At 42.9% G+C, this 18,051-nt stretch carries 13 protein-coding genes and 1 pseudogene; 11 read left to right on the forward strand and 3 right to left on the reverse strand.

Features of this window, described 5'->3' with window-relative positions:
- Positions 1-74: 74 nt before the first annotated feature.
- From GPK60_RS12890 to GPK60_RS12900, 3 genes are all read right to left on the reverse strand, one after another.
- On the reverse strand, positions 75-659 hold the full coding sequence (locus GPK60_RS12890; protein ID WP_173866417.1) for an HD domain-containing protein: 585 nt from the start codon (positions 657-659) through the stop codon (positions 75-77).
- 85 nt (positions 660-744) lie between these two features.
- The gene (locus GPK60_RS12895; protein WP_215660558.1) at positions 745-1,917 is read right to left on the reverse strand and encodes a HAMP domain-containing sensor histidine kinase; all 1,173 of its coding nucleotides are present in this window, start codon (positions 1,915-1,917) and stop codon (positions 745-747) included.
- Positions 1,914-2,594 (reverse strand): response regulator transcription factor, encoded by a 681-nt coding sequence (locus GPK60_RS12900; RefSeq protein WP_346727788.1) that lies wholly within the window; start codon positions 2,592-2,594, stop codon positions 1,914-1,916. The genes GPK60_RS12895 and GPK60_RS12900 overlap by 4 nt, the downstream gene beginning before the upstream one ends.
- A 102-nt stretch (positions 2,595-2,696) precedes the next feature.
- Between GPK60_RS12900 and GPK60_RS12905 the strand changes: the two genes are divergently transcribed.
- The 11 genes and pseudogenes from GPK60_RS12905 to GPK60_RS15765 form a co-directional block, all read left to right on the forward strand.
- On the forward strand, positions 2,697-2,837 hold the full coding sequence (locus tag GPK60_RS12905) for a CD1871A family CXXC motif-containing protein (protein WP_147632936.1): 141 nt from the start codon (positions 2,697-2,699) through the stop codon (positions 2,835-2,837).
- The gene (locus tag GPK60_RS12910; protein WP_215660563.1) at positions 2,830-3,753 is read left to right on the forward strand and encodes a 4Fe-4S binding protein; all 924 of its coding nucleotides are present in this window, start codon (positions 2,830-2,832) and stop codon (positions 3,751-3,753) included. The genes GPK60_RS12905 and GPK60_RS12910 overlap by 8 nt, the downstream gene beginning before the upstream one ends.
- A complete protein-coding gene (locus GPK60_RS12915; protein ID WP_215660567.1) occupies positions 3,750-4,664 on the forward strand; it encodes a TlpA disulfide reductase family protein in 915 nt (304 codons plus the stop codon). The genes GPK60_RS12910 and GPK60_RS12915 overlap by 4 nt, the downstream gene beginning before the upstream one ends.
- A gap of 318 nt (positions 4,665-4,982) precedes the next feature.
- Entirely contained in the window at positions 4,983-9,668 is a 4,686-nt protein-coding gene (locus GPK60_RS12920; RefSeq protein ID WP_215660569.1) for a glycoside hydrolase family 3 C-terminal domain-containing protein, read from the forward strand.
- 201 nt (positions 9,669-9,869) lie between these two features.
- Entirely contained in the window at positions 9,870-12,713 is a 2,844-nt protein-coding gene (locus GPK60_RS12925; RefSeq protein WP_215660572.1) for a CotH kinase family protein, read from the forward strand.
- A gap of 138 nt (positions 12,714-12,851) precedes the next feature.
- Complete coding sequence (locus tag GPK60_RS12930) at positions 12,852-13,094, forward strand: hypothetical protein (RefSeq protein WP_215660574.1); 243 nt, start codon at positions 12,852-12,854, stop codon at positions 13,092-13,094.
- Positions 13,095-13,109: 15 nt separating this feature from the next.
- Complete coding sequence (locus GPK60_RS12935) at positions 13,110-14,087, forward strand: Gfo/Idh/MocA family oxidoreductase (RefSeq protein ID WP_173896930.1); 978 nt, start codon at positions 13,110-13,112, stop codon at positions 14,085-14,087.
- Between the two features lie 189 nt (positions 14,088-14,276).
- The gene (locus GPK60_RS12940) at positions 14,277-14,753 is read left to right on the forward strand and encodes a DUF2284 domain-containing protein (protein WP_147632942.1); all 477 of its coding nucleotides are present in this window, start codon (positions 14,277-14,279) and stop codon (positions 14,751-14,753) included.
- Positions 14,754-15,082: 329 nt separating this feature from the next.
- The gene (locus GPK60_RS12945) at positions 15,083-15,958 is read left to right on the forward strand and encodes an Rpn family recombination-promoting nuclease/putative transposase (protein ID WP_173867102.1); all 876 of its coding nucleotides are present in this window, start codon (positions 15,083-15,085) and stop codon (positions 15,956-15,958) included.
- 85 nt (positions 15,959-16,043) lie between these two features.
- On the forward strand, positions 16,044-17,324 hold the full coding sequence (locus GPK60_RS12950) for an O-acetylhomoserine aminocarboxypropyltransferase/cysteine synthase family protein (protein ID WP_022118516.1): 1,281 nt from the start codon (positions 16,044-16,046) through the stop codon (positions 17,322-17,324).
- A gap of 192 nt (positions 17,325-17,516) precedes the next feature.
- A pseudogene (locus tag GPK60_RS15765) lies at positions 17,517-17,678 on the forward strand (transposase); the annotation flags it as partial.
- Positions 17,679-18,051 lie beyond the last annotated feature (373 nt).

Raw genomic sequence — 18,051 nt, forward strand, 5'->3', positions numbered from 1 at the left:
TCATTTGTAAACAGTATTTTAAAACACCTGACATTTCCATTCCTTACACCTGCCAGGAAACCAACGGTCAATTTTTATTTGAGATTCCCAAGCCGGATATGTTTCTGCAAAATTTCATCGATCACTTCAAAAAGTTCCAGGGATCCGTCTTTTGTTTTGTTCTGTCTTGCATAAACCTGCTTGGCACTGACACCGTGTTCTCTCCAGTCGCCACCGCCATTGCTGTTATTGAGCATCAGAGGCTGCAGATTGTCCATCGCATGTGCAAATCTTGATTCCGGCGTTTCATTTGCCTCAAATTCATCAAACAGTGCGGAAAGCTCTTTTTTCTGATCATCAGGAAGAAGAGAAAAGATCCGTTCTTTTGCGGCTTCCTCCCGGGCTTTCTGTGTTTTGAGCCCTTCGGCATCATACGCATACGTGTCTCCTGCATCAATTTCCACAATATCGTGGATCAGGCACATGATCATTACCCGTTCAATATTTACCCTTTCATTTGCATATTCCCGTAGCAGATATGCCATGATCGCCATATGCCATGCATGTTCCGCATCGTTTTCATTGCGTCCGTGACCAGACAGATGTGTCTGTCGGAAAATATTTTTCTCCTTATCAATTTCCAGTGCAAAATCCAGTTGTTTCTGTAATCTTTCGTCCATGTTTTATCTCCTCAGATATATGAAATATTTTTGGCGTATTCATACCATTTTTAACTTTTGTTCCATGCTGCCTGTTCTATTTTTCTTACAAACCCATCGTTATTTCAAATGTCGTTCCGCCCTGCTCATTTCCATGAACTTCGATCGTTCCGTCATGCACCCGGACAATCTCACGTACCAGTGCAAGCCCGAGACCTACACCGCCAAGTTCCCGGCTTCTTGATTTGTCTATCCGGAAGAAGGGTTCAAAGATCTGTTCCCGGAACGATTCCTCAATTCCGTTTCCCGTATCTGCAACAGTAAGAACAACGGTATTCTTCATGCGGACTGCTGATACGGTAACGTTTCCATTGGTGTGATTATATTTGATCGCATTCTCCACAAGATTATAAAGCATCCGGTAGATCAGGATATCACTTCCTGTCAGGATCAGATCAGCAGTTTTGTTTTCTGCTTTTTCATCCCTCAGGTTCTGGGTTTTTTGGATCAGTTCAACGTTTTTTTCCTGTGCCAGAGGTTCCAGATCAGTCAGCACTTCCTCGATCAGACTGTGAAGTTCGATCTTGTCATTACGTGCCACGCTCTGCAGCTCGCTCATGTCAAGAAGTGTCCGGACCAGCCTGGTAAGACGCTCGTTCTGTTCTGTTACCATCTGGATCGTCTCTTGTGCTGCAGCGTCACACTCAGGATGGCTTGTTGTGTGATAGAGATCTAGCTGTGCCTGGATTAATGCCAGAGGAGTCCGCAGCTCATGTGCTGCATTTCCGGTGAACTGACGCTGCGTCTCGAATGATTCCGAAAGCCGCAGAAGCATTTTGTTATAAGAACTGCGGAGTCTGTCCAGTTCTGTAATCTTATTTTCTCCGATCGTACAATCCGTCAGATTCTGTGCCTGAACTTTTTCTACGGTTTCTGAGAATTCTCTGAGCGGCTTCAGTGCCCGGCCGCTGACAAAATACGTCACGGCTCCGCCAAACAGTGCTACAAGAGCAGTGATCAAAAGGCTTTGATTTCTGTAAGCGGATTTTGAATGATAGACTTTCATGGAAAACTGTGCTGCAAAATCATCCCATTCATCATCCGGAATATCAATGTAGATCGCATCGGGTGTCCCGTTCTGATCCGTCACGGTTTCCTGAAGCGTGTTAAAATAATAAACTCCGTTCTTATACAGGAAAAACGTAAGACATCCGCACAATACCGTGATCAGCACCGTAGTAAGGATCGTCAGTCTCCACTGGAGTGATATTTTTCTCATGTTTTGTCATTTCCTCCTATTTTATAACCCTCTCCGATCTTATTTACGACCGGATCGTAACCAAGTTCTGCCTTCAGCTTTTTCCGGAGAGAAGACATATGGACCCGGATCGAACCACTGAAACTGTCCACAGAAGAATCCCAGACATGTTCGATCAGTTCTTCCTGACTGACCGGCCGCCCCTGGTTCAGAAGAAGATATTCCAGGATCCCATTCTCTTTTCTTGTCAGTGCAACAGGGGTCTCTTTTGCATACGCTGTTCGTTCTCTTGTGTTGAAACGAAGAGCACCGCATTCCAGACAGACATTTTTCTGTACAAATTTTCTTCTGGTCAGACTTCTGACACGAGCTTCCAGTTCCAGCAGATGAAATGGTTTTTCCATATAGTCATTTGCTCCGGCATCCAGCCCTTCAACTTTATCTGCGATCTGACTTCTTGCAGAAAGGATCAGTACCTTTGTCTCTTCATTTTCTTTGCGAAGTTCTCTGAGGATATCCATTCCGTCCATTCCCGGAAGGTTAAGGTCAAGTACGATCAGATCGTACATTTCCGCACAGATCATCTCAAGTGCCTCTTCTCCGTCATTGCACGTATCCACTTCATAACCGGCCTGATGCAGGCTTTTTGCAATCATATCACATAATTTTTTTTCATCTTCAACAACTAATAATCTCAATTTTTTCTCTCTTTTCTTAACAGAAATTTTACACCTGTTATTGTATAATGCAATCATCGAAAGGTCAATAAAAGGACTGTAAATAAGGAAAGGAGTGTCTTGATGAAATCAGAAAAAGCAACACAGATTCTTTTGCTTGCAGCAGGTATGCTGTTTTTTCTTGCCGGAATTTTCCGCGGGGAATCTGCAGTTGTACTTAGTAAGGCAATAAAAATATGTATGGAGTGTGTCGGAATTGGATAAAAAAATAAAATCAGCCAAAAACATTCCAGCCCGCTTCCGCGGATGGATCCAGGCAGCTGCAGTGCTGCTTACAAACATTCACATCCCGAATCTGTTTAAAGGGAAAATTTATCAGGGAAAAGCAAAGACAATGTGTGTGCCGGGGCTGAACTGTTACTCATGTCCGGCCGCCACAGGTGCCTGTCCGATCGGAGCTTTTCAGGCTGTAGTCGGTTCTTCAAAGTTTAAGTTCACCTATTACATCACAGGCTTTTTTATCTTGCTGGGAGTTCTGCTGGGACGGTTTATCTGTGGCTTTCTCTGCCCGTTCGGATGGTTTCAGGATCTGCTGCATAAGATTCCGGGCAAAAAGTTTTCCACTGCAAAGATGAAACCTCTGCGGTATCTGAAATACGTGATCCTGGTTGTCTTTGTTATACTGCTTCCGGCATTTGTAACAAATTCACTTGGCATGGGAGATCCGTTTTTCTGTAAGTACATATGCCCGCAGGGCGTCCTTGAAGGTGCACTTCCGCTCGCCCTTGCAAATTCAGGAATCCGTTCTGCACTTGGACACCTTTTTACATTCAAGTTTACGATCCTTGTGCTTTTCATTGTCCTGAGTATTCTGTTTTACCGTCCGTTCTGTAAATGGATCTGTCCGCTTGGTGCCATCTACTCTCTGTTCAACAGAGTATCCTTTCTTAAAATCCAGGTGGACCACGAAAAATGCATAGGATGCCGGAAATGCATCCGGGCCTGCAAAATGGACGTCAAAGTAACAGAAACACCAAACCATCCGGAGTGTATCCGCTGCGGAGAATGTATGAAAGCCTGTCCGGTGGATGCAGTATGCTATCATTACGGATTTTCAAAGAAAAAACAGGCTGACGATCAATCAGAAAAATCAAATGGAAAAGGAGATTTAAAATCATGAAAAACAAATTCAAAAAAGTAATCGCTGCATCACTTGCAGTATCCGTACTTCTGGCTTTTACAGGCTGTGGCAACAATCAGGCTCCGTCAGCAGACAATAAAAAACAGGAATCTGCTTCCACGGCAGATACCGCAAGCATGGATGAACAAAGCAAAAAAAGAGATGACCTTTATCAGCAGGAAAATCAGATTTTTGCTGATCACAAAGATGCCTGGGACAAGGTATTTGGTCTTATGAACAAGAACAGTGCCGGTGAGAGCCTGAGTGAAAACTATGCAGATGTCCTTGCAGGCACCGTTGAATCTAATAAAGATTCTTTCACGGAAGAAGAATATGATACGTTGTGCAAAGACATTGAGACGATCCGCGGCATTGAAGAAGAGCTTGCAGCGATTGAAAAAGAGATTGCAGAAGCGGATTCTGCCAATGGTGGATCCTCAGAATCAGATGAATCTATCAGCTTATTCCAGGATTTCACGGGAAAAGATCTGGATGGAAAGGATGTCGATGAAAGCGTTTTCAAGAATAACAAGGTCACCGTTGTAAACTTCTGGTTCAGCGGTTGTAAGCCATGCGTTGAAGAACTTTCCAAACTGAATGAATTAAATGAAACACTTAAGACAATGGGCGGAGAAGTTGTCGGCATCAATACAGACACGTTAGATAACAATGAGGACGGAATCAAAGAAGCACAGGAAATTTTAAAAGCACAGGGTGCTTCCTACAAAAACCTGACGGTTGCTTCAGATTCAGCAATTGGAAAATATGCCAGCAGCATTATGGCATTTCCTACAACAGTTCTTGTAGATAAAGACGGAAATATCGTAGGCGAGCCTCTGATGGGAGGAATCGATGATCAGGCAAATTACGATCAGCTGATGGAACAGATCCAGTCTGTCATCAATCAGTAAACGTCAAGGGGGGGGAGACCCCCCTTTTTTTTGCGTTCGCATACGTTTTGGAACATGAAAAACAGAAAACAATTTTGTACAAAATATATAAGAATTTAAAACAAAAAATAAAAAAATAGTGGTAAATCGTATAAAATTACATAGAAAAAATAAATCAAACATGGTAAAATGTATAAACATTGAGAACGAAAATCGGACAGAAAGGCACTGTCGAGTACAAAAGTAAGAAGGAGGGCAGAGAAAAGAATTGCCTGTGGAAAGCATGAATCTGATTGAATCCAGAAGGAGCGAAATTCTGGCAGAAGGGAGAGAAATCATATGAAGATGAGATTTAGAAAGATTATGGCAGCCATTCTTTCGACAGCAATGGTTGCCGCAGCGATACCGGCAGCCGGTATTCTGAATGTACAGGCGAAATCGCCGCAGGAGCATATTGATCTGTCCAGACAGGTGGCAGGTGAAGGTATGGTTCTGATGGAAAATGATGGTGCACTGCCATTGGCACAGGGCGAAAAAGTTGCCATGTTTGGGCGTGCAATGATTGATTATGTACGAGGCGGCGGAGGAAGCGGTGCAACGAATGTGGATTATACGCACAACATTCTCCAGGGGATGCAGATCAAGGAAGAAGAAGGAAAGGTCACCCTCTATCAGCCGCTGGTAGATTTTTATACGGAACAGGTCAGTGAAAAAGGCATTAAAAACGATGCAAATATTACGGTTACCGATGATATGTTAAATGCTGCGGCAGAAAATGCAGACACCGCAATTGTGACGATCGGACGTTATTCTTCGGAGGGAAGCGACCGCAGTGCATCAAAAGGTGACTACTATCTGTCAGATGCAGAGACAGAGCTTCTGACACGAGTGGCAGCGAAATTTAAAAAGACCGTTGTTGTATTGAATGTCGGTGCCGTTCTGGATACGGAATGGATCAAAGACATTCCGGGTATCGATTCTGTGCTGATGGCATGGCAGGCAGGTATGGAAGGTGGACTTGCCACAGCAGACGTGCTGGTTGGAGATGTAAACCCATCCGGTAAATTTGTGGATACATTTGCGAAAGATTATAAGGATTATCCAAGTTCCAATACATTTTATGAATCAAATTCTTATGTAAATTATGAAGAAGATGTGTTTGTCGGATATCGTTTTTTTGAAACTTTTGATCCAGAGTATACGAAAGTGAATTACGATTTTGGATATGGATTATCCTACACAACTTTTAAAACAGACAATGTAAATGTCAAAGTAGACGGAGAAAATATGGTTACGACAGCGACTGTTACGAATACCGGAAAGGTAGCCGGCAAACAGGTCGTGCAGGTTTATTTCTCAGCCCCGCAGGGAGAACTGGGCAAACCTGGAAAAGAGCTGGCAGCGTTTGCAAAGACAAAACTGCTGCAGCCGGGCGAATCGCAGGAGCTGACAATGACGTATGCGATCAGTGATATGTCAAGTTACGATGACACCGGAAAAGTTCAGAAATCCGCATACATTATGGAAGCCGGAGATTACAAGATCTACGTCGGCAATTCCATCAAAGATGCCGGGGAACATGGCGTACGTTATACCTATAAAGTAGAAGATACTGAAGTTACCGAGCAGCTTTCACAGCAGTGTGCACCGGTTCAGTTAAAGAAGAGACTTCTGGCAGACCACACATACGAAGATCTCAGGACGAATTCAGATGAAATGAATCCGCATTACACGGTTCCGGCAGAAGGAACGACAAAAGTAGAAGCAGAGAACTTCCTGAATTCTTCCGGAAATCTGAGTATGGAAACATTTTATGATGATAATCTGCAGATGAAAAAATGCCTGGCATATTTAAATGAAGCAGGCAGATACATGGAATATGAGCTGACCGCAGAAGAGGCCGGCAAATATGAAGTGATCATGTGTATGGCAAATGGCTATCCAGAGATCCAAAACTGTTTTACCGTTGCAGTAAACGGTCAGCAGCAGCCGGGTATTTCATTTAATGCACAGCAGACCGGTGATGGAAATGGTGCTTCCGAGTGGTATAATTTTGAAGAATGTGAACCATTTTACATCAATCTTGACAAGGGCGTGAACCTGGTTCGTTTCACGGCAAATAAAAATAATCCAAACTATGATTATATACTGTTCAGACGTGTTGGCGATCAGGAGGAACTGTACAATAAAGTCATCAAAGCAGAAGGTGCGAACAAGATTGAGGCAGAAAAATACGATGCAGCCGGTACGACAGGCAACAACGCAGTACGCACCGAAAACTTTACAAAAGATGATTACACAGGGACTTGCCTGGCTTATATGAATTATGCCGGAAACTATGTGAGCTACTATCTGAATGTTGAAGAAGCCGGAGATTATAATGTGATATTAAATGTGGCAAATGGCCGTGCGGCATTCGATTTTGATCCAGGTATGGAAGTAGACGGAACGAAATTCCCGGCAACGATCAATGCAAAACAGACAGGTGACGGCGAAAAGAATGAATGGTACAATTTCGAAAATCTGGAACCGGTTACCGTAACCCTTCCGAAAGGACACAGCATCCTCACACTGAGGGCATCCGAAAAGGATAAATACCCGAATATCGATTATATTCTTGTAGAAAAGAAACAGACAGCAACACAGAGCCTGAAGAGTGCGGCAGCAAAAAAAGTCCGTACAGCCGAAGATACACCAGCTTCTGAACCGGCAGACAGCGGCAAGATCATGCTGGTGGATGTTTATAATAATCCGGAACTTATGGATGATTTCCTGGCACAGTTAAGTGATGACCAGCTCTGCGAACTGATGGGTGGTCAGACAAATACCGGTGTTGCAAATACCGGCGGTATGGGAAATCTGATGGAATACGGTATTCCAAATGCGATGACAGCAGACGGTCCGCAGGGTATCCGTATCGGTACAACCTGTACTGCATGGCCGATCTCCACACTTCTTGCAAGTACCTGGGATGTAGATCTGGTGAAGCAGGTAGGAAAAGCGGCAGCAGTGGAAGCACACAACAATGGTATTGATATCTGGCTTGCACCTGGTATGAATATCCACAGAGATCCGCTTTGCGGACGTAACTTTGAATACTATTCCGAAGATCCTCTGATTACCGGAAAAATGGCTGCTGCAATCACAGAAGGCTGCCAGTCAAAAGGCGTTTCCATTACACTGAAGCATTTTACAACAAACAACAAAGAGACAAACCGAAACAGCAGCGATTCCAGAGTCAGTGAACGTGCACTGCGTGAAATCTACCTGAAAGGTTTTGAAATTGCAGTCAAAGAAGCACAGCCTTGGAGCATTATGACTTCTTATAACTTCTTAAACGGAATCGAAACATCTGAAAATAAAGATCTCCTGACAAACATCACCCGCGGTGAATGGGGATATGAAGGAATCTTTATGACAGACTGGGGCAACAACTCCAATCATGCAAGAGAAGTCCTGGCAGGAAATGATGTCAAAATGCCAAGCGGTTCTCCGGCAACTTTAAAAGCGGCCCTGAAGAAAGGCATCCTGAAACGTTCTGATCTGGAAGACTGTGCAGAACGTCTTGTGAAGATGATCATGAAAGTGAACATCTTTAAAGAAAAGATCCTCAATCCGGTGACAGTAGACATCGGTGATGACACATACTTTAAAGCAGCAGAAAATATTCTCTGGTCACAGACGGCAAGGGGCGAAAATACATCTGACGAAGATGGCGGAAAAGACCTCGGTTACTGTGATGCAGGAGCATGGACACAGTATCAGATCAACGTTGCCAAGAGCGGAACTTACAGCCTGTCTGCACGTTCTGCATCCAATGCAGGCGGCGGAGCATTTGATATTCTGGCAGACGGCACAAAGATTGCAAGTTTCAAGGCAGTCAACACCGGCGGATGGCAGAAATGGACCACACTGGAAGCACAGCAGATCAAACTGGAAGCAGGAGTTCATACACTCCGTATCGAGTTCACAGAGAGCGGTTCCAACCTGAACTGGCTGCATTTTGTAAGACAGTCTGAATACATTGAAAATCTGGAAAAACTGTACAAGGCATGGGCAAGTCAGGATCTTTCTGAATACACAGCAGAAAGTGCAGAAACTATGAGAACAGCCCTTGCAACAGCAAAAGCAGTTCTGGATAAAGAAAATGCGACGGATTCTGAGATCCAGGCAGCCATCATTCAGATGACACAGGCGATCAATGCTATGGAATACGGCACAAACAAGGTACATCTGGAAGCGATCATTGAAGTAGCAGAAAAGACTCTGGCAAATCCGGGAGATTATGCAGATGTTTCCGCACTGGAAGCAGCAGTAAAAGCCGGAAAAGAAATTCTGGCAAAAGCAGATGCAACTCAGGAAGAAGCAAATGCAGCAGCAAATGCGATCGCAGACAGCATGCAGGCACTGATGGAAAGAGCAGATATCCGTTCCTTAAGAGAACTGACAGATGCAGCAAACGAGCTTCTGGAAAAGAACAGCGGCAAGTATACCGATGAGACTGCAAAAGCATTGCAGGATGCAGTTGCCCATGCAGAAGAAATCCTGGGTAAAGACGGAAAATCTGATGCAGAGATCAAGGAAGCTTACAATCAGATCATGGATGCTATTGTCGGACTTAAGATGAAAGGCAACAAGGCAGCTCTGGAAGCAATGATCAAAAAAGCAGAAAGCATTCTGGCGGAAAACAGCAGATATGTAGCGGCTACGATCGAAGGTCTGGATGAAGAACTTGCAGCAGCAAAAGCAGTTTATGAAAACAATCAGGCACTGCAGAGTGAAGTCAATGAAGCTGTTAAGAGCCTCACTTTCAAGATTGCAGAAGCAAGACTTCTGGGTGATGTAGACGGTGACGGTCAGATCACAACAAATGATACCGTGGAAATCCTGCGTGCGGCAGCTGAGATTGCCACACTTTCTGCAGAAGATGCAGCAAGTGCAGATGTAAACGGTGATGGTGTGGCAGATACCGCTGATGCAGTACTGGTTCTTCAGTACGCATCCGAAGCAGTCAGTGGATTCTGATTTTTTTGAAGCAATAAGTGATTCTGAAAAAAATTTTTCAGTCAGGAATCTGTGGCAGAACACAGAATATTTACAGCAAATAGAAAGCAGCGGGAGTCTGATAAACTCCCGCTGTTTTTGTTTGACTGCCCAAAAATCAGAGCGTATAATGAAAAAGTAACCAGGTCGATGAATACAATATTCTAAAGGAGAAGAACAATTATGAAAAGTGCAGTAAAAACCCCGGGCAAGTTGCTTGCAGGTTTGTGCCTGATACTGTTTTTCTGTCTGATGCCGGTCCGGTCTTATGCAGCAGAGCAGCAGCTTTCTGAGATCACAAAACTGTATGTAACGGGAATTTATGGCAGCGAAACACTGCCGCAGCAGAAAGTCAACTGGCAGTATGCAGATAAGGGGTATTATCTGTGTATGCCTTCCGGAGCAGATTTAAGCAATGTACAGCTTCATTTCACAGAAAACAGTGACGGAAATGAAAATGCCGACAGTTATGTTATGATCGGCGGACAAAAAATAAACTGCGGAGATTCTACAGATCTCTCAGGAACAAGCAAATTGCAGATTTCACTCGCCGGAGGCAAAAGTGTTACCATAAATATTGTAAAATCGGCAGAGATTCCGGCAATGTTTATCCAGACAGCATCCGGTACGCTCGATAAGGTTCATGCAAGCAAAGACAATAAAGAAAAAGGTACAATGGCACTTGTCAAAGCAGACCGCAGCGTAGATTTTGACGGAAACTTAAAGCAGATCAAAGGCCGTGGAAATTCCACCTGGGGATTTGCGAAAAAACCATATAATATCAAACTGGAAAATTCGTCAGATCTGCCTGGAATGGGCAAGGGAAAAGGCTGGTGTCTGCTTGCTAATTATGCGGATCGTTCTCTTCTTCGAAATCGGATCGTGTACAATCTGGCAGAAGAGACCGGGATTCCATTCACCATGGACAGCCGAAACATCGATCTTTATATCAATGGCGATTACATGGGATCTTATCTTATCACAGAAAAAATCGAAATCGGAAAAACGAGAGTCAACATTACGGATCTGGAAGATGCCACAAGTAAGGCAAATGATAATGCAGATCTGGAAACATATGAGCAGAAAGGAACAAATGATTATAAAGCAGGCACACAGAAATGGGTAGATATTCCAAACGATCCGGAAGATATCACGGGCGGATATCTGCTTGAACTTGAGCTTGGAGAGCGTTACAAAGATGAAACAAGTGGTTTTGTGACAACGGGCGGACAGGCAGTCACTATGAAATGCCCGGAATGTGTATCGGAAAATCAGATCAAATACATCAGTGAATTTTATCAGAATATGGAAAATGCTCTTTATTCCAAAGATGGCTATACAACGGACAGCAAAGGGGAGCGTCATGCTCTTTCTGATTATATTGATATCGAATCACTGGCACGTATGTACCTGCTCCAGGAATTTTCCATGAACCTGGATTCCGGTATCACAAGCTTTTATCTCTATAAAGACTCTGATCTGACCGGTGATGGAAAGCTTCATGCCGCACCGGTATGGGATTTTGATGTGGCACTTGGAAATTACACCTCCCGAAATGGCACAGACTTTACTGACCCGACACAGTGGTGGGCAAAAATTTCCAGAATGTACGACAACAGCAGTAAATATAATGTCATGGCACAGGCTGTGCAGCACGAAGAAGTGTGGAATAAAGTAAAAGAATTATGGCAGAGTGAATTCATGCCGGCGATCAAGTACATACTGGGAGAGTCCACCGCCTACACAGCAACAAAGATAAAAACACTGGATGCATACAAAGCAGAAGTAAGTGCATCCGCAGCGATGAACTTTATCCAGTGGCGTGACCTGATGGAGAATCCATGGAATCACAGCAGTGAAAGTTTTGTAAATACCGGTCTTACTTATGATGATAATATTGAATACCTGAGAAATTTTATGACGAAAAGATGCGATTTCCTGAACCGTAACCTGGGTGGGGAAAGCACAGGAACAAATCCGGATACATCGCAGAAAGTAACCGTAATAGAAGATGATACCAGATTTTATGCAGCAAAAAATATTTTAAATTCCTCCGGAGATGTCAGGGCAGAAGATACATCAGATGAAGGCGGAGGAGAGAACCTTGGCTATTGCAACCAGGGCAGTTTAACAGAATATAAAATCAATGTAACGACAGCCGGTACTTATAACGTTACGGCACGTGTTGCTTCGAATGACGGAACAGGAGCATTCAGCATTTATGTCGATAATCAGAAAATTGCAACATACCGTGCAGTCAATACAGGCGGATGGCAGGTTTGGACAACTACAGATGCCCAGGAGATCACACTGGAAGCCGGAGAACATTCATTTGCCATCTACTTTGAAGAAAGCGGCATGAATCTGAACTGGCTGCAGTTCACACGGGAAACGGGTACTGATCCGAAACCAGACCCGAAACCAGATCCAGACCCGACTCCAGATCCAAATCCGACTCCAACGCCGAAACCAGATCCGACCCCAACACCGGATCAGACCCCGAATCCAACACCAAGTCCGAAACCGGATTCAAGCAAAGATCAAAATACGGTAACGCTGACAAAGGGCAGTATCTGTCAGGACGCAAAAGGTATCCTGAAATATCGAATCACAAAAATGGCAGCCAAAAACGGCACCGCAGAAGTGATCGGAATTCAGGAAAAATCGGGAAAAGTAACAATTCCGTCCACAATTACGGTTCAGGGCATTACCTTTAAAGTAACAGCGATCGCAGAGAAAGCTTTTCGAAATGACAAAAATCTGAAAAGTGTTGTCATCGGATCAAATGTGAAAAAAATCGGAAAACAGGCATTTGAAAAATGTAAAAAACTTTCTTCTGTCACATTCAAAGGAAAGAAAGCACCGACCATTGGAAAAGCAGCCTTTAAAGGGATCAAGAAAAAAGCAAATGTTCAGGTTGCGGGCAGTATGAAAAAAAGTCAGGTGAAAAGATTGCAGAAACGCATGAAAACAGCAGCCCCTTCTGTAAAGATCACCTACAAGAAAAAAATAACCGTTCGTTTTTAGCGGAACACAGTAAAAAGCATGCCATAGCATACAGAAAAACAGTTTCTGAATGTTATGGCTGTTTTTCTTTTGTGAAAAGTATGATAGTATAGTGATGGAACAGGCAGATAAATTACAGGAGGAACCGACAATGAAATTATGGACAATCCAGCTCTGACATCTGTTAATCCATTGTTGATCGATCTCAACGATTTTCAGTTCCTTATGCCGCCGATTCAGTATTTTCCGCCGTATACAGAAAAATCGGTAGACCGCATATGTACGGATCTGGAAAAAGGACAGATCCGCCAGTCTGAATTTCCAAGCTATGTAATTCAGGCACATATTCCATATATTGCACCGGGAGATCTGGTAAACGTATATCCGTTGTTTGAACTGTGAATAAAGGAGGTATCTATGAAGAACATAAACTGGGCTGTACTTGGTACAGGTGTTATTGCAAATGAAATGGCAGTTGCTCTGAAAAAGAATGGAAAGAATATTTATGCAGTCGGCAATCGAACCCATGAAAAAGCAGTTATTTTTGCTGAAAAATATGGCATCGGCAAAGTCTATGCGGATTACAATGAAATGTTCACCGACCCGGATGTTGATGTGATTTATATTACAACACCGCACAATACGCATCTTAATTTTATGAAAAAGGCCATTGAAAACGGCAAACATATTCTGGTGGAAAAATCAATCACGCTCAACAGCGACGAACTGAATGAAGCATTGGCACTTGCAGAAGAAAAAGATGTTATCGTCGGGGAGGCAATGACGATTTTCCATATGCCGATCTATAAAAAGCTCAGAAAAATTCTGGAGAGCGGGGCACTTGGAAAAGTGAATCTGATCACGATGAATTTCGGCAGTTTTAAAGAGTACAATATGGGCAACCGCTTTTTTAACCGCAATCTTGCCGGCGGTGCGATGCTTGATATTGGTGTTTATGCACTTTCTTTTATCCGCTGGTTTATGGATTCGAAACCGGATCAGTTATTGTCGCAGGTGAAACAGGCACCGACCAAAGTGGATGAGCAGGCGGGATTATTATTGACGAATGCGGAAGGTCAGATGGCAACCGTTATGCTTTCTCTTCATTCGAAACAGCCGAAACGTGGCATGGTTTCCTGCGAGAAAGGCTACATAGAGGTGATGGAATATCCAAGAGCCTGGGAGGCAAAAATCACTTATACCGACAGCGGAAAAACAGAGCTGATCAAAGCCGGTGAAAATGCAGACGCACTTGCATACGAGCTGGCAGATATGGAAAAAGCAATAAACGGTGATCCATCCTGTATGCATCTGGATTATACAAAAGATGTTATGGATATGATGACAGAGTTTCGAAAATCCTGGGGATTTACCTATCCGGAGGAAGAAAAATAATTTTCGACTGTGATAACAGAAAAACAGAAATTCTCAAAAGGCTGTACCGTTGTATGAAACAGAGAGTGAATATTTCAGAAGGAAAGAATCCAGAAACGACAGTTAAGAAAAGTGGATTCTGCTTAGAATTTTTGCTGCATGGGAATATAGCAACGATTACAGGATAAATTTGCGAAAGGATGTACAACTATGAATTATACAGAAAGAGCAAAACAGCTCGGTTTTTCAGCTGCAGCTGTTATGGACACGAAAAATCTGGTTTTCAAACCGGAGTACCGCGTTTTCTGCGAGGAGAATCGATGCGGAAATTATGATCGGAATCCTGCCTGTCCACCGGAAAGCGGAAGCGTGGAAGAAATGAAAGAAAAAGCATTATCCTACAACAAAACACTTGTCTTACAGACAACGCAAAGCAATGATATGGATTATAAAAAAGCAAAACTTGTCCACAACAGGCTGACAGAATCTCTGGCAGAAGAGATGAAAAAAGACGGAAAAAGTGATCTTTTGATCATGACTGCCGGTCCGTACAGGCATCATTCCTGTATGTCAGCATATTGTGTGGATGCTCAGGAAATGGCAGATGCAGTAGGGATGATCTGCTGGGGAAAAGATGGAAAAGTTCGCTATTTTTCGCAGGTGCTTTTTCATGATACCGGAAAGTAATATCGGGCAGAAGGAAAAGACATAAAAGACGGTTACAGTATATGTTTCATTCGGTTGATTGGATACGGAAAAAGAAGAAACAAAAAGATTGACATGCATCACATAAACTATTATAATAATCACAAAACAGAAACAAAATTTGAGATAAACGAAGATTCGATATTATTCTTTATTCACATCCAATGCCATTCGGCAGGAAAATCCAACAAAATAGAAGACCTGCACGAAGCGGTATGATAAATGATATGACTTGTATTTTACAGATATCAGTTTTACATCAAAATTTCCATGCTGCTTCTAATGTGCAGAAAAACAAAAAGGAGAAGCTTATGGGAGAAAAGGACATTACAGAGAAAATACTGGAGGATCATAATGATGTGTTTGCTGATATTATAAATGGTCTTGTTTTTGCAGGAGAACAGAAAATTTTGGCTGAGTCACTGGAAAATACAGCAGTTCATTCACAGTATAAAGCAGACGATGAGAAAGTACATGAATTGGAACGAGATATTGCAAAGTACTGGAAAGATGGTGAAGTAGAACTGGCAATCTGCGGAATTGAAAATCAAAGCAGCGTAGAAAAATATATGCCGTTTCGAGTTATGGAATATGATGGAACAGCGTATCGCAGTCAGTTGCAAAAAAGCAGAAAAGAAATCCTGCCGGTTATGACGATTGTTCTCTATTATGGAACAGAACATCACTGGTATGCAAAAAAGAATATTAAAGCATTGATGAAGATTCCAGATGGAATGGAAAAGTATATTAATGATTATAAAATTCAGATTTTCGAGGTTGCATGGCTGACAGAAGAAGAAATCGAAAAGTTTCAAAGCGATTTTCGTATTGTGGCAAATTTTTTTGCCCAGAAAAGAAAAAATAAAGATTATATACCGGATGATCCAACAGAAATCAAATATGTAGATGAAGTCTTAAAACTTCTCAATGTGATGACCGGAGATAAACGCTATGAAAAGATATTTCAGAAAAAGAAAGGAGTGCGAAGTATGTGTGATGTAGCAGAAAGATTGGAAAAAATGGGCATTGTAAAAGGAATTGAGATCGGAAGACTGGAAGGAAAAGAAGAGGGAAAAGTAGAAGGAAAAGCAGAAGGAATTCTGGAAGGCAAAATGCAGGTATATAGAAATCTTCTCAAAAAGGGATTTACGGAAAAAGAAGCAAGGGAAATTACAGAAATTTCGTGATATGTCGGTTGTTCTTTTCCTTTACATCGCTGCAAAAAGGGTATAACATATAATTATTATCAGAGAAGAAGGTGAAAGGAAAATTATGGATTATTCAATCAATACAAAATGTGTGCAGGCAGGTTATACTCCGGGGAATGGAGAACCAAGACAGATCCCGATCATTCAGTCAACGACTTACAAATACAATACGAGTGAAGATATGGGAAAACTGTTTGATCTGGAAGCAGAAGGATATTTTTATTCCAGACTGCAGAATCCGACAAATGATTATGTAGCAGCAAAGATCACAGCACTGGAGGGCGGAAAAGCCGGTATGCTGACTTCTTCCGGTCAGGCGGCCAATTTCTTTGCTCTGTTTAATATCTGCGAAGCAGGAAGTCATATCGTAGCTTCTTCATCCATTTATGGAGGAACCTACAATCTGATTTCTGTAACAATGAAAAAGATGGGAGTAGATGTGACGTTTGTTGATCCGGACTGCACGGAGGAAGAGTTAAACGCAGCATTTCAGGAGAACACAAAGGTGGTATTTGGCGAGTCCATTGCCAATCCGGCTCTGACGGTACTTGATATCGAGAAGTTTGCAAAAGCAGCCCATGCACACGGAGTTCCGCTGATCGTGGATAATACGTTCCCGACGCCGGTGAATCTGCGGCCGATTGAATGGGGAGCTGATATTGTGACACATTCTACCACGAAATATATGGATGGACATGGAGCAGCCCTTGGCGGAGCGATCATAGATGGCGGCAATTTTGACTGGATGGCTCATGCGGATAAGTTTCCGGGACTCTGTACACCGGACGAGTCCTATCATGGAATCACTTATGCGGAGAAATTTGGAAAAGAAGGAGCATTTATCACAAAATGTACTTCTCAGTTGATGCGTGATCTTGGATGTGCCCAGTCACCGCAGAGTGCCTTTATTTTAAATCTTGGTCTGGAATCGTTGCATGTGCGTATGCCAAGACATGTGGAAAATGGACAGGCAGTTGCAGAATTTCTGGAAAAGCATGATAAAGTAGAATTTGTCAACTATCCGACACTTCCATCTAACAAGTACTATGAAATCGCAAAAAAATATTTGCCAAACGGCGGATGCGGCGTTGTTTCATTTGAACTGAAAGGCGGAAGAGAAGCAGCAGAGAAATTTATGAAAAACCTGAAGCTGGCAGCAATCGAGACACACGTAGCAGATGCACGTACCTGTTGCCTGAATCCGGCAACCTCCACACACAGGCAGATGACAGACGAACAGCTCATCACAGCCGGTATTCCGGCGGGATTGATCCGTATTTCCTGCGGACTGGAAGATAAAAATGATCTGATCGCAGACATCGCACAGGCACTGGATGCAATTTAGGACAATAAGTGTGAATCCTCGACAATTCAATTACCGAGATGAAAGCGTAGGAGTGTGCATGTCTGCACATTGAAAATAATAGAATAATCTCCCTGCCATTGACTCCAGTGACATTAATACCGTAACCGGCATAGAATCAAACGAAAATATGTTCGGCTTTGCATTGCACATTTCTGCACATTATGCTATACTATATGTATGAAAGAAAATCTAATACATTATAGAACTTGCGTGTGTAATATCAACTACCATATGGTATGGTCAGTGAAATACCGACGGAAGATATTAAACTCAGAAATTGAGGAATACCTAAAGGAACTGGTGCAGCAGATTGCTGAGGATAAGGGCTTTACTGTTCATTTATTTGAACGCAGAGAACCATCCCCCCGCTTCAAGTGTGCAGAGCACTAAGCGACTGCGTTCATGAGCAAGTAGCGAAGCGGATTGTGAATGTCCGCTTTACTGTGGTGAAGGAGACCATGTCCACTGCTTTGTAACAGCTCCACCAAAGCTGTCCATAACAGCAATCGTCAAGTATCTGAAGGGGATTACCGGCAGAAAACTGTTCGAACGTTTTCCGAAAATAAGAAACCAGCTATGGGAGGGAGAGGGATGCTGCTGTCACACAGAACATCTGTAAAAATCCAGCCGGAATATTCCAATATCATAGGGCATATGTGTTATGCAGCTTCCAAACTCTGGAATATCTGCAACTATGAACGGCATC

Source organism: Ruminococcus sp. MCC718, assembly GCF_018783905.1.
GTDB lineage: Bacteria > Bacillota > Clostridia > Lachnospirales > Lachnospiraceae > Hominisplanchenecus > Hominisplanchenecus faecis.

Excerpts from the sequence above, each read along its gene's own strand:
- GPK60_RS12890 (WP_173866417.1), bottom strand. The coding sequence starts at position 659 with ATGGACGAAAGATTACAGAAACAACTGGATTTTGCACTGGAAATTGAT.
- GPK60_RS12895 (WP_215660558.1), bottom strand. The coding sequence starts at position 1,917 with ATGAGAAAAATATCACTCCAGTGGAGACTGACGATCCTTACTACGGTG.
- GPK60_RS12905 (WP_147632936.1), top strand. The coding sequence starts at position 2,697 with ATGAAATCAGAAAAAGCAACACAGATTCTTTTGCTTGCAGCAGGTATG.
- GPK60_RS12915 (WP_215660567.1), top strand. The coding sequence starts at position 3,750 with ATGAAAAACAAATTCAAAAAAGTAATCGCTGCATCACTTGCAGTATCC.
- GPK60_RS12920 (WP_215660569.1), top strand. The coding sequence starts at position 4,983 with ATGAAGATGAGATTTAGAAAGATTATGGCAGCCATTCTTTCGACAGCA.
- GPK60_RS12925 (WP_215660572.1), top strand. The coding sequence starts at position 9,870 with ATGAAAAGTGCAGTAAAAACCCCGGGCAAGTTGCTTGCAGGTTTGTGC.
- GPK60_RS12930 (WP_215660574.1), top strand. The coding sequence starts at position 12,852 with ATGGACAATCCAGCTCTGACATCTGTTAATCCATTGTTGATCGATCTC.
- GPK60_RS12935 (WP_173896930.1), top strand. The coding sequence starts at position 13,110 with ATGAAGAACATAAACTGGGCTGTACTTGGTACAGGTGTTATTGCAAAT.
- GPK60_RS12940 (WP_147632942.1), top strand. The coding sequence starts at position 14,277 with ATGAATTATACAGAAAGAGCAAAACAGCTCGGTTTTTCAGCTGCAGCT.
- GPK60_RS12945 (WP_173867102.1), top strand. The coding sequence starts at position 15,083 with ATGGGAGAAAAGGACATTACAGAGAAAATACTGGAGGATCATAATGAT.
- GPK60_RS12950 (WP_022118516.1), top strand. The coding sequence starts at position 16,044 with ATGGATTATTCAATCAATACAAAATGTGTGCAGGCAGGTTATACTCCG.